Raw genomic sequence first — 16,368 nt, 5'->3', positions numbered from 1 at the left:
CGGCTTAGAAAATGTAAGGGAAATTATTTTCAACCCAATAATCAATTGCTTCAATTAAAACAAGCCTTTCCATTAATTCCACCTGCTCAGGAAACAAACTCATCGCTTTCCTTCGTGTATGGAGGTCCCTTGAAATTCCCTTTGCTGTCCCCAGATAACTATTATACGAATACGAACCCAGTTTTTTTGAGAGGAAGAGAATATGGCTGAAATTATTGGTATCGATTTAGGCACCACCAACTCCTGCGTTGCAGTTATGGAGGGTGCTAATAAGGTGCGGGTGATTGAAAACGCCGAAGGTTCCCGCACGACGCCGTCGATTGTGGCCTATACAAAAGATGGGGAAGTATTGGTCGGCGCTTCCGCCAAGCGTCAAGCCGTTACCAATGCGGACAGAACCTTGTACGCCATCAAGCGATTAATTGGGCGTCGTTTCGACGACGATGTGGTTCAAAAAGATATTAAAATGGTGCCTTACAAGATTATAAAAGCGGATAATGGCGACGCGTGGGTAGAAGTCAAAGATAAAGAGGGTAAATTTCAAAAATTGGCGCCACCCCAAATTTCCGCTCAAGTTTTGATAAAAATGAAAAAGACGGCGGAAGATTATCTGGGCCACGAAGTGAAAGACGCCGTCATTACCGTTCCTGCTTACTTCAACGATTCCCAGCGTCAGGCGACTAAAGACGCGGGTAAAATTGCCGGCCTTAATGTTAAACGGATCATCAACGAACCTACTGCAGCAGCTTTGGCTTACGGGATGGACAAGAAAAAAGGTGATCGTAAAATTGCTGTTTATGACTTGGGTGGCGGTACCTTCGATATTTCCATCATCGAAATTGCGGAAGTAGATGGCGAACACCAATTTGAAGTATTGGCAACAAATGGAGACACTTTCTTAGGCGGTGAAGATTTCGATCTTCGTTTAATTGATTATTTGGCTGGCGCGTTTAAAAAAGACGAGGGAGTTGATTTGCACAACGATCCACTGGCGTTACAACGATTGAAAGAAGCGGCTGAAAAAGCAAAAATTGAGCTTTCATCGAGCCAGCAAACGGATGTTAATTTGCCTTATATCACGGCGGATGCCTCGGGTCCCAAACACTTAAATATTCGCCTCACACGCGCAAAATTAGAATCCCTTGTCGAGGATTTAGTGGAGCGCACCATTGAACCATGCAAAGTAGCGATTAAAGATGCCGGCCTTAAAGTCTCTGAAATCGATGATGTGGTTTTAGTGGGCGGGCAAACCCGGATGCCAAAGGTCCAAGAAGCGGTGAAAAATTTCTTTAGCAAAGAGGTGCGTAAAGATGTAAATCCCGATGAAGCCGTTGCTATCGGCGCTGCTATTCAAGGTGCTGTATTGTCCGGTGATGTTAAGGATGTGTTGCTGTTAGACGTTACTCCGCTTTCTTTGGGTATTGAGACCTTGGGCGGCGTGATGACGAAGCTCATTGAGAAAAATACCACCATCCCAACTAAAGCAAACCAAGTATTTTCAACTGCAGATGACAATCAAACGGCGGTAACCGTCCATGTGTTGCAAGGGGAACGTGAAATGGCTTCCGCCAATAAGTCGTTGGGTCGTTTTGACCTTTCCGATATCCCGCCTGCGCCGCGTGGTGTGCCGCAAATCGAAGTTACTTTTGATATCGATGCTAATGGTATTCTTCACGTATCGGCGAAAGATAAAGCCACAGGCAAAGAACAATCCATTGTAATTAAGGCGTCCAGTGGACTTTCCGATGAGGAAGTGGAAAAAATGCTGAAAGACGCGGAAGCCCATCGTGATTCTGATCGGAGGTTCCATGAATTGGTGGATGCGCGAAACCAAGCGGACGCGATGATTCACGCTGCTGAAAAATCGATGAAAGACCTCGGTAATGAAGTATCAGCCGACGAAAAGAGTGGTATTGAAAAAGCGGTCAATGAGCTTAAGGAAGCCATGAAAGGAAATGATAAAGACACTATTGAAGCTAAAACAAAAGCGCTAACGGAACATTCCTCAAAACTGGCGGAGCGTGTATATGCTAAAAAAGGCGGCGCTGCTGGCTCTCCTTCGGGAGGCGGAGGTAAGGGTGACCCTCAAACCCAAGCTGGCGGCAAAAAAGAAGATGTCGTTGATGCTGAGTTTGAAGAAGTCAAAGACGAAAAGAAAAAGGACGAAGATAAATAGACTAAAGAAAGCATCATACTGGCTATGGCGGGATAAAGAGCAAAAAGCAAAACTTGGAAAATAAAATACCTCATGGCAAAACGCGATTATTACGAAGTCCTTGATATCAATCGAAACGCGACAGAAGCTGAAGTTAAAAAGGCCTTTCGCCGTTTGGCGATGAAATACCATCCAGATCGCAACCCCGGCAATAAAGGCGCCGAGGTAAAATTTAAAGAAGCACGAGAAGCCTATGAGGTCCTTTGTGATTCGCGCAAACGTGCTTTCTACGATCAGTTCGGCCATGCGGGTGTCGAGCAACAAACGTTTGATGATGCTAGCGCTGGCGGTTTCGGTTTTGGCGATCTTGGAGATATTTTTGGCGACATCTTTGGAGATATTTTTGGCGGCGGTCGCGGCGGCCAGGCACGCGAACAGCGCGGTTCTGATCTTGCCTATGAACTTGTCTTGAGCTTGGAAGAAGCTGTTCATGCTATTAGCCGAACGATTAAAGTATCGACTTGGGTCAACTGTAAAATTTGCAATGGCAGTGGTGCGAAAAAAGGCACCAGCCCTGCTACTTGTTCGCGCTGTAATGGGTCTGGCCAAATGCGAATGCAGCACGGTTTTCTGCAAGTTCAACAAACTTGTTCCGTTTGTCGGGGTAGGGGCCAGGTGATTAAAGATCCCTGCACGGATTGTCACGGCCAAGGCCGCCAGCAGCAAACAAAAACCTTATCGGTAAAAATTCCTCCTGGCATCGACACGGGCGATCGTATTCGTCTAGCGGGCGAAGGCGAAGCTGGATTATTTGGAGCGCCCCCTGGTGATCTCTACGTCCAAGTTCGTGTCAAACCTCATCCTCTTTTCCATCGCGAGGGCAATGACTTACATTCCGAAGTGCCAATTGATTTTACTACCGCTGCGTTAGGCGGCGAAATGGAAATTCCTACTCTTGATGGAAGTGTCCGATTAACGATCCCTCCTGAAACCCAAGGTGGAAAACAATTTCGCTTGCGAGGAAAGGGCGTCAAGGCTTTGCGCAGTGGTGCTGTCGGCGATTTAATTTGCCACATCGTTGTCGAAACTCCTGTAAAACTAAGCCCTGAGCAAAAAGATTACCTCAAACAATTCGCTGAGCTCCTAAAAAAAGATGAAAAAAACCATAGTCCACGCGCGCGAAACTGGTTTGACAGCGTGAAAGATTTCTTCACTTCCAAATAAAAAAAGCCTGCATCAGCAGGGCTTCCTAACTTTCTTCTAAGAAAAGACCATTATGGTTATTACCAATCCTTAATAACTATTGTACGAATGGAGAAAATACTAATGCCAAGACCTTCTGAGAAACCACTTTTTATCAAAAAAAGATAATTCGAGGTCTGGATTTATAGCAAAGAACGTAAAGAGAAAAAGCGAAGTATCTTCATTTTTATCTTGTTTTAAAAAATCATCTAGAATCCATTGCTCATAGGTTACATAGGTCACTGTCGTGATTTCATTGTATTCTGTAAGATCATTGATCCCTCGCAAGTAGCCACCGGGTTAAGATAATTCTTGAAGAAAGTAGCGAGCATTTCGATCGTCGGTTCTTTTTAAGGATAAAGTAAATTAACATATTGTAAAAAAAGTGAAGGATAAATATGAAAATCAGTTTGACTTGCTTTTTCTCGTCGGCCTCAGAGTATCGGAACCTGTTAAGACGCAAAACCTTATTAAAATGGCCTTCATCCGCGAAGGTAATTTGATCAATAATGAGTAAAAAAGACTGATCCGATGCTTCGTCAAAAAAATTGTAACATTTTTTTTCGAGCCAATCACGAATGAGTAAACTTGTAAGAGGTTGACTTGCCCACTTAGCTTCCCGCCCGTCAAAATATAAATTCCAGGTGTGTTTGGCGTGATAGGTTCCCAGCAGTGGGGAGAGTATTGGTAACGCAATCCGGATAATTCGCGTAAGTGGAGGTCAAGATCATCACTAGACAAATTTGTCCAGTGAGATAGGGTCAGTCTTTGGTTTTCCGGCCGGGACTTCACTTTTCTTTACCAAACCAATTTTGATTTTTTCATCCCGCAAAAGTCGTAGTGGTTTGTTAGGCAAGAAAAAACTGATGCCGAGTGTTGAAATTAGTAAAAAACCCGCAAGGACCATACCCATTGAAAAAGCAAATGTGAAAAGCGATTTTAGAGCCAGATGAATATGATTTATTTCGGAAAGTGAAAGCCCTGATAAAATATGTTTTGCTGGCGCAGGGTTTGATAGCAAATGAGTGAGTTGTTGATCGCTCACTTGAGAGAGTTTTCCTGTCGTATCGAAATGAGAATGGATCAAACGAGAGTGTTCGATGTTGCTTATGACAGAACCGATCATCGCCACTCCTAAAACTCGGCCTAACTGGCGTATGCCATTGGAAATTCCCGATGCCATTCCCATTTGCGACAACGGCATGCTACTGATGTTGGTGGCCATTACAGCTGAATAAACCAAAGCTGGGCCTAAACCAAATAATAAAAACCCTGGAAACATCGCTGAGTAGTGACCTTTAAGTGCCGACAACGCGATCCAGAAAGACCCCACGGCAACCACTCCTGATCCCATCAGGACAGGAAGGCGAGGACCGTATTTATCCCGTAACATACCTCCGAGCGGCGCCATAAACATAACCGGAATCGTCACAGGTAAATAAAACAAACCTGTGGTCGCCGGTGAATATCCCATCACTTTCTGTAGCAGAATTGCCCAAAAAACAGAAGAACTAAAAGCACAAGTAAAGAAAAACAAGCATAAATTGGCGCTTAAAAAAGTTTTTTGAGTAAATAAAGAGAAAGAAACGATTGGGTCAGGCGCTTTTCTTTCAACAAAAATAAAAGCGATCGCAGAAAATGTGGCAATAACAAAAAGGAAAATAATCTCTTTAGAACTCCAGCCCAAGTTAACGGCCTCCATAAGGCCAACGACTAGCGTTGCAATAAAGAGGCTAAGGGTAAGGAATCCCAGCCAATCTAAAGGCTTTAGGGTATCCCGCTGATTTTCCCGCGCAGGAACGGCAACAATGGTTAAACCAATGCTGAGTAAAGAAATCGGAACATTTATCCAAAATACCCAACGCCAGTTAAAATAATGAGTGAGTAATCCGCTTAATAACGGGCCCAAAGAAAGAAAGACAGAGGCAACGGCAACATATAATCCCATAACTTTTCCTCGTTCACTTTCCGAAAAAGCGTGCGCCATCATCACGCTTGTCACCGGAATCATAAATGCGCCTCCGACCCCTTGAATAATCCGACTGATTAGCAGCCAATAACTGGTTTGTGCAGCGGCACAAAAGATAGAGGCTAAAACAAAAATAATTATTCCTGCCAAAAAGGTGCGCTTATGACCCAAAATATCACCTAATTTACCGCCGAAAATAACTAATGCAGCCAATGATAATAAATAAGCATTAATGACCCATTGAATCATAACGTTACTCAGGCCTAAATCTTTTTGAATAGGAGGTAGGATGATGGAAATGGCAGTTTGATCTAAAAATGCAACTGATAACCCGCCTGACATGGCAACGAAAATCCACCACTTGCGATTTTTTTCAGTGATCTTGAGCATGATTACCTTTAAGGTATTCGAAATCGAAAAAGACTCTAAAGTAACTCAAACTTCACGGCTTGGTCAAACAATTTTCAGATTAAGCTACCACCATGAATTCTTCCTTCCCATTCCCCTTTGCATCGCTTATCCTTTTGCAAGTTTTGTTTTCACATGAGTAAGAGGGTGCTGCCACGATGGGCGATTTCGATTTGCTCAATGGACGAAAGCCGGCGATTTTGGCATTAGCCGATGGTAGGGTTTTATGTGGATATTCTATCGGAGCGGATGGGCAGACGGTCGGAGAGGTCATTTTCAACACTACTCTCACCGGTTATCAAGAGATTTTGATGGACCCCTCGTATGTGGAACAAATCATAACTTTTACCTACCCCCATATTGGCAATGTAGGTGTCAATATGGACGATCAAGAATCGCGGCGGATTTGGGCAGCCGGATTGATTATCCGAGAATTGTCACCGATCGTAAGTAATTGGCGCGCTCAACAAGCATTAAGTGATTATTTAAGATCCGAAGAAATAATAGGTATTGCAGGCATTGATACCCGAAGTCTTGTACGATTGATCCGTGAAAAAGGAGCGTTACACGGATGTATTATTGCAGGAGATGGCGCACAAGCAGAGCAAGCACTTAAAAAAGCGCGCATTTATAAGGGCTTGAAAGGAAGAGATCTAGCAAGGGCTGTTTCAACGACAAAGGCACAAACTTGGCAGGAAAGAAGTTGGAATCAGACATCTGTTCCCAACGCATCTTCTCGAGATTACCAAGTGGTCGTTTATGATTTTGGTTTAAAACAACAAATTTTGCGACTTTTAGTCGATCAGGGTTGTTTGGTCACAATCGTACCGGCCGAAACCAATGTTGAAGAAGTGATTGCCTTGAAGCCAAATGGGGTTGTTCTTTCTAACGGACCTGGTGATCCCGCGGCTTGCGCTTATGCCATTGAAACGGTTCGACAATTCCTGGAAAAAGGCGTTCCTTTATTAGGCATTTGTTTGGGATTTCAATTGTTGGCATTAGCATGTGGCGCTAAGACCGAAAAAATGAAGTTCGGTCATCACGGAGCGAATCATCCAGTTCAAGCGGCGGAAACGCGGCGTGTGTTTATTACAAGTCAAAATCATAGTTTTGCAGTGAATGAGAATAGTTTGCCAGCTACTTTACGCGTTACGCACCGTTCGTTGTTTGATGGGACATTGCAAGGGATTGCTCATAAAACGAAACCGGCGATTGCTTTTCAAGGACATCCCGAAGCCAGCCCTGGACCGCGTGACATGCGGGAGATCTTCGAGGAGTTTGTTAAATTAATGAGAAACTCCACTTAGGCCAAGTGGTAAAGATTAAAAACTTAAAACTTGTCATTCCCGCCTACGTGGGAATAAGGAAGCCTAAAATTGAAATAAAAAACAATGCCAAAAAGAAACGACATAAAAAGTATTTTAATAATCGGTGCAGGCCCAATCATTATTGGTCAAGCCTGTGAATTTGATTATTCAGGCACTCAAGCATGTCGCGCATTACGCGAGGAAGGTTATCGCGTTATTTTAGTCAATTCCAACCCAGCCACTATTATGACCGACCCCGATTTGGCGGATGCAACTTATATCGAACCCGTTCATTGGGAAGTGATCGCAAAGATCATCGAAAAAGAAAAACCTGATGCGTTACTACCCACCATGGGGGGACAAACCGGTCTAAATTGTGCATTAGATTTAGTGCGCGAAGACATTTTGGAAAAATATGGAGTAGAATTAATCGGTGCCTCCCGCGAAGCTATTGATAAAGCAGAAGACCGCTTGTTATTTCAAAAAGCTATGTTGAAAATTGGCTTGCAAACGCCAGTCTCGGGATTGGCACATTCCATGGAAGATGCTTGGAAAATATTGGAGCAGGTTGGTTTTCCTGCCATTATTCGCCCTTCTTTTACACTCGGTGGTAGCGGAGGTGGTATCGCATATAACCGGGATGAGTTTTTAGATATTTGTACGCGCGGCTTGGAATTATCGCCCACCACCGAAATATTAATCGACGAATCAATTGCCGGCTGGAAAGAATTTGAATTAGAAGCCGTGCGGGATAAAAATGATAATTGCATCATTGTTTGTAGCATTGAAAATTTCGACCCCATGGGCATTCACACGGGTGATTCAATCACGGTAGCACCTGCACAAACATTAACGGATAAAGAATACCAACGCATGCGAGATGCTGCCATTGCCATTTTGCGTGAAATCGGGGTGGAGACAGGGGGTTCTAATGTACAATTTGGGATTAATCCCGATGACGGACGCATGATCGTCATAGAAATGAACCCGCGGGTGTCGCGCTCTTCGGCACTCGCCTCCAAAGCCACGGGCTTTCCAATCGCAAAAATCGCTGCAAAATTAGCAGTTGGTTACACTTTAGATGAATTAAAAAATGAAATTACCGGTGGCCGAACGCCGGCTTCCTTTGAACCGACAATTGATTATGTCGTCACCAAAATTCCCCGTTTTAATTTTGAAAAATTCCCAGAGGCCGAACCCAGATTGAGTACTCAAATGAAGTCTGTCGGTGAAGTCATGGCAATCGGGCGAACTTTTCAGGAATCGCTACAAAAAGCCATTCGCGGTTTAGAAGTGGGCGTTTACGGCTTAGAGTCTAAAATAAAACTTGAGGAAGAGCTATCAGCAGACGATGTAAAAATACGCGAAAAAATAAAAAAAGAATTATGTTTTGCAGGTCCCGAACGCTTATGGTACCTGGCAGATGCTTTTCGCATCGGTTTAAGTTGTGATGAAATTTACGATTACAGTAAAATTGACCGCTGGTTTTTAGTTCAAATCGAAGAGCTTGTTCAGCTGGAGAAATCCCTTGCGGATAAATCCTTAAAAAAATTATCACGAGATGAATTATTTTATTTAAAGCGTAAAGGTTTTTCCGATCAACGCTTGGCGCAGTTGTTACAGACCACTGAAGAGCGCGTTCGCCGCTTTCGTCACAAATTCAAAATTCGTCCAGTTTATAAACGGGTCGATACTTGCGCTGCTGAATTTGCGACGGATACCGTCTATCTTTATTCGACTTACGAAGAAGAAAATGAGTGCGCCACGACCAAGCGAAATAAAATTATGGTCTTGGGCAGCGGCCCCAATCGTATTGGCCAAGGAATCGAGTTTGATTATTGTTGCGTTCATGCAGCATTGGTTATGCGGGAGCTAGGTTATGAAAGTATTATGGTTAATTGTAACCCTGAAACAGTTTCTACAGATTTTGATATTTCAGACCGATTGTATTTTGAACCGTTAACATTGGAAGACGTTTTAGAAATCGTGGTGATCGAAAAACCAAAAGGAATTATTGTGCAATTTGGCGGACAAACTCCATTGAAATTAGCCAGCGCTTTGGCTAAAGCACGCGTTCCTATTGTAGGAACAACTCCAGACGCTATTGACCGTGCAGAAGATCGGGAACGTTTTCAAGCTTTAATTCAAGGATTAGGATTACGACAACCGCCTAACGGAACTGTACGAAACGTCGAAGAAGGACTGCGGTTAGCAAAAGTATTTGCGTATCCTTTGATTGTTCGTCCTTCTTATGTGTTGGGCGGTCGTGCGATGAAAGTGATTTACAGTGAAAAAGAATTAATGCGCCACATGACAAAAGATCTAATTGTTTCTGATGGCGAACCTTTATTACTGGATCGATTTTTAGACGACGCTATTGAGGTGGACGTGGATGCGATTTGCGATGGTGAAAATGTGTTAATTGGGGGTATCTTGGAACATATTGAACAAGCTGGAGTTCATTCCGGAGATTCCTCTTGCGCATTTCCCCCGCACAGTTTAAGTCTTGAAATCCAGGAACAATTGCGCGAGCAAGTCCGGCTAATTGCTAAAGAATTAGGGGTAGTGGGACTTATCAACACCCAATTTGCTATCCAGAAAAATGAAATTTATGTGCTTGAGGTTAATCCGCGAGCTTCGCGCACCGTTCCTTTTTTGGCTAAGGCTACGGGGATGCCGCTTGCTAAAATTGCCGCGCGCGCGATGGTTGGCGTCTCCCTAGCAGACCAAAAGTTAACGGGAGAGTTTCGACCACGTTATTTTGCTGTGAAAAAACCGGTTTTCCCTTTCAATAAGTTTTTAGGAGTGGACCCTATCTTAGGCCCAGAAATGCGATCCACCGGCGAAGCGATGGGCATTGCGGAGAGTTTTGGACAAGCCTTTGCCAAAGGACAATTGGCAGGGGGGGACGTTATGCCAACGAGTGGACGGGCTTTTGTCAGTGTGCGTGATGCAGATAAAAAGCGGGTGCTTAATGTTGCTCAGTCCCTTGTAGATTTGGGTTTTGAAATCGTGTCAACGCGTGGCACCGCCAAAGCCCTCAAAGTGGCCGGAATCCCGTGCATCGTGGTAAATAAAGTCAACGAAGGTCGTCCTCACATCATTGATATGATTAAAAATGATCAAATTAGCTTTATTATCAATACCACTGAAGGAGAGCAGGCGATAGAAGATTCTCATACCATCCGAACCAGCGCCGTGCAGCACAAGGTGTGCTATACGACGACCTTAGCGGGAGGGGAAGCAGCCGTTTCTGCTTTGCAGTCTACTCATTCGGGAGAAATCCATCGGTTACAGGATTTATAAAAAAGACAGCCTGATGGGATGGGCCGTCTATCGTTAAAGTTATAGATGCTTATATTTAGGTTCTCTTTAGTTAAGTGACGCACAATCTGGCAATATGTACTTTAAATGCGACAGATTTGGTAGCACTGATCACTTTCTTTTCACCCACTAACACTGTCTTGTTACTTTACATTCCTCTATACTAAAAAACATAAATATGACATAACAAATTGAAATAACTAAAATTTTAATTATCCGCCTTTTGCTTAAAAGCTATAGAATAAGTATAGCTGTCCCGGTATTTTATGCAAATCGCACATTATGTTACACTTACTTTTTTAGGTTGGTGGTGAAATGACAACAATGCAAATAATTATTCCAATTACTGTTAATGGTGTTACCAAATTGCGAGCCGAACTTGAAACACTTAAAACTGTGGAGCGGCCGAAAGTGATTGCCGCTATTGCGGAGGCACGGGCGCACGGTGATCTTAAAGAAAATGCCGAATACCACGCCGCACGAGAGCACCAAGGTTTTATTGAAGGTCGTATTTTGGAAATTGAATCGAAACTTGCTAATTGTCAGATTATTGATATTTCCCAAATCCCGAATGAAGGTAAAGTGATTTTTGGGGCAACAGTGACTTTATTAAATTTAAAGACAAAAACCGAAGTGACTTACCAGATCGTTGGCGTAGACGAAGCTAACCTCAAAGAAAATAAAATTTCAATTTCTTCCCCCACCGCTCGTGCGATGATTGGTAAGTACATCGAAGACATCATTGAAGTGACAGCTCCTGAAGGGCCGGTTGAATACGAAATCGTGGGCGTGGAATATCTTCAGTAGCATATTATTATCCGCGAGTACTAAAGATAAAAACTTAAACCGAGATCCCCCCGTCATCCTAGCCCACTAGCTGCACAACGCTCTAAAATCGCGTTAGATTCCCGTCTACGCAGGATCACCAAAAAAATGAAATTGCTGTGACTTGTGGCTAATGATATAGATAGGGTAGATAGCGGGCAACTATTGTCTCGTTAGAAAAGTGCTTTAATCGCTCCAAAAATAAATACATACATGAAATTTATATAAAGAACCGTTTACATATACCCGAGGATGAAAAAAGCCTGTCTTTTTCTATAAGTCCAAGACTGAATTTTCATGAAGCCTTTCGTCATGAAGTAAGGTCTTGGTTTTAAAAGACGCTTATTTTAACTTTAACTAACAAAGGATACCTTATGAATAATTTTTGAACCTTCTCGTAAGGAATTGCGCATTAAGCAATAAATTTGGGTAACCACGGTAAGGCACTCGGCAATGCGAAAAACAATAACACCAGTTCACATGATAAGTTATTTTTCCATTAGGCTTATGCTAAGGAATTTCTCTCAAAATATTAGAGGAACGCCTGGCATGATTTATTTCTTCCATTTAATGTTACAGCCCTGGCTGGGTTTTTGGTTGGGATCGACAAGGTTTCCAGCTAATATATTATCCAGCGCGCTACCAAGGTCTTTTCCGGTGACTGGGGTGTCCCGACCGGGGGTGGCATTGTCGAATCGTCCACGGTAAACGCAAGCGAGATTTTTATCAAAAATATAAAAATCAGGGGTACATTCCGCCTGGTAGGCTTTTGCAATTTCTTGATTTTCATCAAATAGATAGGGAAAAGGATAATCAAGTTTTTCAGCCGTTATTTTCATTTTTTCTGGAGAATCTTCAGGATAGTTTTCGATATCGTTAGAATTAATAGCAATAAACTGAATGCCTTTAGCTTGGTATTTTTTTGCCACTTCCACTAATTTTTCTTGGATATGTTGCACAAAAGGGCAATGATTACAAATGAACATAATAACTGTCGCTTTACTTGATTTTAATTGAGTGAGTGACATTTTTTTACCGCTGACAGCGTCAGGCAAATTAAAATCCGGGGCTTTGGTGCCGAGCGGAATCATTTTAGAAGGCGTTAGGACCATCGATTTTCTCCTTAAGTAATCAAGATTTTAATTGCTTTTAGCATTAATTCGGTAATAGCATTCCATTGTTGGCTTTCAACGAGATTTTTGGGGGCAAGCCAAGAGCCTCCAACGCAAATGACATTTTTTAACGAGAAATAGTTTATCATATTTCCTTGGTCAACCCCACCGGTGGGGAAAAAACGGATAGCAGGAAAAACACTCATAAAATTGCGCAATGCTGCAAGCCATCCGCTTAATTCGGCGGGAAAGAATTTCAAAAAAGAGAGCTTGTGTGTTGAATTGCTAATAATATCTCAGAGGGCGTAGCGATGGCAGGTAAATAAGGAATATTTTCTTTTTCCGCCATTTCAATCAATTCAGTCGAAATCCAAGGACTTACTGCAAAGGACTTACTGCAAAATCGACGCCTGCCTGTTTGATTTCAAAAAATTGCGTCGCTGTTATAACCGTTCCGGCTCCGACGGTACATTCAGGCATTTTGCTTTTTAATAGTTTGATCGCCCCGAGCGCAACCGGCGTCCTTAAAGTGATTTCAAACGTGGTTATTCCGCCTTCCATTAAAGCATTGGCAAGCGGTAAAGCATGTTCACACTTGTCAAGTACGACGACAGGAAGGATAGTGGTTTTTTTAAGAATATTATGTATGTCCATTTCCCTAATAGACTTTCGTTATCCGTTCTGGTTTGCACAGAACGTCAAGAATGGAAAAAAACCCTAAACCCTATCACTCATTGGTACACGCGTAAAGTTCGCGTATACTCATAATCCCATCAATTAGGGTAAGGGTGGCATGCTTCTAAAAGATAAGGTTGTTATCGTAACAGGTTCCACGACAGGAATCGGCGTTGCCATTGCGACAGCTTGCGTGGCTCAAGGAGCCAAAGTAATGATCCACGGTCGCGATGAATTGCGATCCCGCAAAATGGTTCAAAAATTAGGTAAGGAAAAATCCGCCTATTATCTGTCGGAGCTTTCCGATGAAGGTATTCAAAGCAGTTTTGGGTTAGTCGAGGCGACTTTGGAGCATTTCGGTCGCGTGGATAGCTTGATTAACAATGCAGCCAAATCCCCGCGCAATGATATCGACAGTGTGACGGTGGAAGAGTTTGATTGGATTGTGCGCCTTAATCTTCGTGCACCATTTTTTTAACGCAAGCGGTTGTGAAAGTGTTTAGAAAACAAACCGAAGGGGGTACAGTAGTTAACATCGGTTCGATTAATGCTTATTGTGGTGAGGCTGTTTTATTAGCTTATTCGATGACAAAAGGTGGATTAATGACGATGACACTTAATTTAGGAAATTCGTTGAGTAAGGAAGGTATTCGCGTTAATCAACTCAATGTGGGATGGACGCTAACAGCAAATGAAAGCAAAATTAAAGAAAACCAAGGATTTTCAGGAAATTGGGAATCTAAAATTCCGTCAACTTACGCGCCATCTGGTTCAAGCGGGCCGTTTCGGGAAAGAATTAGAGCCTTACCATTTATTTTGGTTAGAAGACACAGTGCCCGCTGAATTACAAGAAGGTTTTCGTATTATTCGCAACCACACCACCACACCGCTGGCCGTTGGTGAAGTATTTAATGTGATTTATGATTGCACCACCTTAATTGTGGAACAATTAATCGATTATATTCGTATGTCAATTTTGCACGGTGGGGGCCTGACGCCTATGATGAAAATCGCTTCATTTGCCAATACTTACCACGTTCGAACCAGTTGCCATGGCCCAACGGATGTCTCCCCCGTTACGATGGCAGCGGCTTTGCATTTTGAAACGACGATTAACAATTTTGGCATTCAGGAGTTTATGCGTCATACTTCTGAAACTAAAGAAGTTTTTCCTCATCATTATTATTTTGAAAACGGCTATCTCAACGTAAAAGACGAGCCGGGGTTAGGTGTAGATTTCGATGAGAAACTCGCCGCAAAATACCCTTATGAGCGAGCTTATCTGCCTATTAATCGCAAGTTAGATGGAACTATGTATAATTGGTAAGAAATCCTTTGTTTGGGATATTGTGAGGAACTGAAAAGAGAAAAAACGATGGAAAATATTCTACTAATCCTTTTTTACTGTTTTTAGTAACCGCGTCTCTCGCTGCACCAGAAACCGAGTTTACCGATCCTAATAAACCCGTTTTGGTTTCGGCCGATTTTCCTCACATTGTGCTAAAAATAAAGTCCAACCCCGACCACAGGTTATTCATGGTCCCTTATCGATTACGACCACCACCTGCTTTCGACGGAAGGTCACTAGTACATTTCCGGTGAGCTATTCGAGGAATGAAGGCGCTAGCTTAACTTTGACATCTTATGGATTCCATGGCATAAATTTATCTGCTCTCGGAGCACAGTGTGTTGAACTGAATGGAAAAAAAGCATGAGCAAAAAAAACGTCTTCTACGCCCAATCTGGCGGTGCTACGGCGGTGATTAACGCGACAGCCTGCGGAGTTATCCAAACAGCCGCTCAATATCCCGCTAAAATTGGAAAAGTTCTGGCGGGGCGTAACGGAATTATTGGTGCTCTTAAAGAGGAGCTCATTGATACCAGTCTGGAGTCTCTTGAAAATATCGCTGCTTTGCGGCACGCTCCTTCGAGCGCTTTTGGATCCTGCCGCTATAAACTTAACAATATCCATCACGATCGTCGTCAATATGAACGGCTTGTCGAAGTTTTTAAAGCGCATGATATTGGCTACGTGTTTTACAATGGTGGTGGGGATTCTCAAGATACCACGCATAAAATTTCGCAGTTGAGCCAAATAATGGATTATCCCCTGGTTTGTATTGGTCTACCCAAAACCATCGATAACGATCTCCCTTTTACTGATAATTGTCCAGGCTTTGGTTCTGTTGCTAAATATATTGCTGTTTCCACTCAAGAAGCGGCTTTGGATGTACGCGCTATGTGTGCGACCTCGACCAAGATTTTTGTTCTGGAGGTCATGGGACGCCACGCCGGCTGGATTGCGGCGGCGTCTGCATTGGGAAAATCTCAACCTGACGACGCGCCACAACTGATTCTATTTCCCGAGGTTCCCTTCCAAAGCGAACAATTCCTAACAAAAGCAAGCAGATCCGTTGAAAAAAATGGATATTGTGTCATTGTGGCTTCTGAGGGTATCCGTCATCCCGACGGACGATTTCTAGCCGAATCAGGATTGCACGACGCTTTTGACCATGAACAATTAGGAGGGGTGGCACCTATTTTAGCAAGGTTGATCAAGAAACAACTTGGTTTTAAATGTCACTGGGCCGTTGCGGATTATTTACAACGAGCGGCCCGTCACATTGCCTCTCAAACGGATCTTGATCAAGCGTACGCTCTAGGAAAAATCGCCGTAGAATTCGCGCTTGCTGGAAAATCCGATGTGATGCTAACCATCCAACGCGAACTAGGTCCTGGTTATAAGTGGCATATCGGTACGGCTCCCTTGTGCGAAGTCGCTAATGTGGAGCACAAAATGCCAAGCAATTATATCAGCCAAGACGGATTTAGCATCACAGAAGCTTGCTATACGCATCTCAAACCTCTGATTGAGGGGGAAAGCTACCCCCCTTATAAAAATGGGGTCCCTGATTACGTCACCCTAAAAAACCAGTTGGTTGAAAAGAAATTAAAGAAAACTTTTGCTGTTTAGTTTACTGACCTTCTTCTTCTCCAAAGCAGGCATTTTTTCAGATGGATGATAAAAACGAACTTCAATTTGCGTACGTTAACGGTAACGTTCTAAGGGCGGATACTTTGTTGTAAACTAATTTTTGTCGCCTGAGGCACTCGAAAAGCGTCTGCATTTACAGCAAACTGCCAATGGGGATCTTGAGATGCTGATGGCTCCAAAGGATAGTAATATCGCCTTGCCATTATATACGGTTCCGCCACTTTGCTAGTAAACAACCCAATGAAAAGTGCGCTCTTTAAAGGGGGCGTTATAATGCGCCAACACAGAATTTCTATTTTAAATAAAGAGCAGGTGATGAAAGATATTAAAATACTTGGTGTTGATATTTATTGCAA

At 43.1% G+C, this 16,368-nt stretch carries 7 protein-coding genes and 7 pseudogenes; 9 read left to right on the top strand and 5 right to left on the bottom strand.

What is annotated here, in order from left to right; genetic code table 11:
• Positions 1-202: 202 nt before the first annotated feature.
• Together dnaK and dnaJ are read left to right on the top strand one after the other, a co-directional pair.
• Complete coding sequence (gene dnaK, locus FIV31_RS04780) at positions 203-2,176, top strand: molecular chaperone DnaK (protein ID WP_280123998.1); 1,974 nt, start codon at positions 203-205, stop codon at positions 2,174-2,176.
• A gap of 72 nt (positions 2,177-2,248) precedes the next feature.
• Positions 2,249-3,379: a molecular chaperone DnaJ gene (gene dnaJ / locus FIV31_RS04775; RefSeq protein ID WP_280123997.1), complete on the top strand. Its 1,131-nt coding sequence runs from the start codon at positions 2,249-2,251 to the stop codon at positions 3,377-3,379.
• A gap of 186 nt (positions 3,380-3,565) precedes the next feature.
• On the opposite strand, the pseudogene FIV31_RS08540 reads toward dnaJ, so the two are convergent.
• Positions 3,566-4,162 (bottom strand): annotated as a pseudogene (locus FIV31_RS08540) (ATP-binding protein); the annotation flags it as partial.
• Positions 4,131-5,708, bottom strand: a complete 1,578-nt coding sequence (locus FIV31_RS04770; protein WP_280123996.1) for an MFS transporter — start codon at positions 5,706-5,708, stop codon at positions 4,131-4,133. The pseudogene FIV31_RS08540 and the gene FIV31_RS04770, both read right to left, overlap by 32 nt.
• 165 nt (positions 5,709-5,873) lie before the next feature.
• Between FIV31_RS04770 and carA the strand changes: the two are divergent.
• The 3 genes and pseudogenes from carA to greA all read left to right on the top strand — a co-directional run bounded on the left by carA (position 5,874) and on the right by greA (position 11,212).
• A pseudogene (gene carA / locus FIV31_RS04765) lies at positions 5,874-7,081 on the top strand (glutamine-hydrolyzing carbamoyl-phosphate synthase small subunit).
• Positions 7,082-7,165: 84 nt separating this feature from the next.
• Positions 7,166-10,387, top strand: a complete 3,222-nt coding sequence (gene carB, locus FIV31_RS04760; protein ID WP_280123995.1) for a carbamoyl-phosphate synthase large subunit — start codon at positions 7,166-7,168, stop codon at positions 10,385-10,387.
• Between the two features lie 333 nt (positions 10,388-10,720).
• On the top strand, positions 10,721-11,212 hold the full coding sequence (gene greA, locus FIV31_RS04755) for a transcription elongation factor GreA (RefSeq protein WP_280123994.1): 492 nt from the start codon (positions 10,721-10,723) through the stop codon (positions 11,210-11,212).
• Between the two features lie 572 nt (positions 11,213-11,784).
• Here the strand turns inward: greA and FIV31_RS04750 are convergent.
• Complete coding sequence (locus tag FIV31_RS04750) at positions 11,785-12,342, bottom strand: thioredoxin family protein (protein ID WP_280123993.1); 558 nt, start codon at positions 12,340-12,342, stop codon at positions 11,785-11,787.
• An 11-nt stretch (positions 12,343-12,353) separates the two neighbouring features.
• Positions 12,354-13,048 (bottom strand): annotated as a pseudogene (gene eda / locus FIV31_RS04745) (bifunctional 4-hydroxy-2-oxoglutarate aldolase/2-dehydro-3-deoxy-phosphogluconate aldolase).
• Between the two features lie 87 nt (positions 13,049-13,135).
• Here eda and FIV31_RS04740 point away from each other — a divergent pair.
• From FIV31_RS04740 to FIV31_RS04725, 4 genes and pseudogenes are all read left to right on the top strand, one after another.
• A pseudogene (locus FIV31_RS04740) lies at positions 13,136-13,788 on the top strand (SDR family NAD(P)-dependent oxidoreductase); the annotation flags it as partial.
• Positions 13,787-14,344: pseudogene (locus FIV31_RS04735) on the top strand (enolase C-terminal domain-like protein); the annotation flags it as partial. The pseudogenes FIV31_RS04740 and FIV31_RS04735, both read left to right, overlap by 2 nt.
• Positions 14,338-14,602 (top strand): annotated as a pseudogene (locus tag FIV31_RS04730) (protease inhibitor I42 family protein); the annotation flags it as partial. The pseudogenes FIV31_RS04735 and FIV31_RS04730, both read left to right, overlap by 7 nt.
• Positions 14,603-14,728: 126 nt before the next feature.
• Positions 14,729-15,991, top strand: a complete 1,263-nt coding sequence (locus FIV31_RS04725; protein WP_280123992.1) for a 6-phosphofructokinase — start codon at positions 14,729-14,731, stop codon at positions 15,989-15,991.
• On the opposite strand, the pseudogene FIV31_RS04720 reads toward FIV31_RS04725, so the two are convergent.
• Positions 15,968-16,161 (bottom strand): annotated as a pseudogene (locus tag FIV31_RS04720) (hypothetical protein); the annotation flags it as partial. The gene FIV31_RS04725 and the pseudogene FIV31_RS04720 sit on opposite strands and share 24 nt — an antisense overlap.
• Between the last annotated feature and the right edge of the window lie 207 nt (positions 16,162-16,368).

Source organism: Coxiella endosymbiont of Ornithodoros amblus, from assembly GCF_019425495.1.
Taxonomy (GTDB): Bacteria; Pseudomonadota; Gammaproteobacteria; order Coxiellales; family Coxiellaceae; genus Coxiella.
This window is presented reverse-complemented; position numbering and strand designations above follow the sequence as displayed.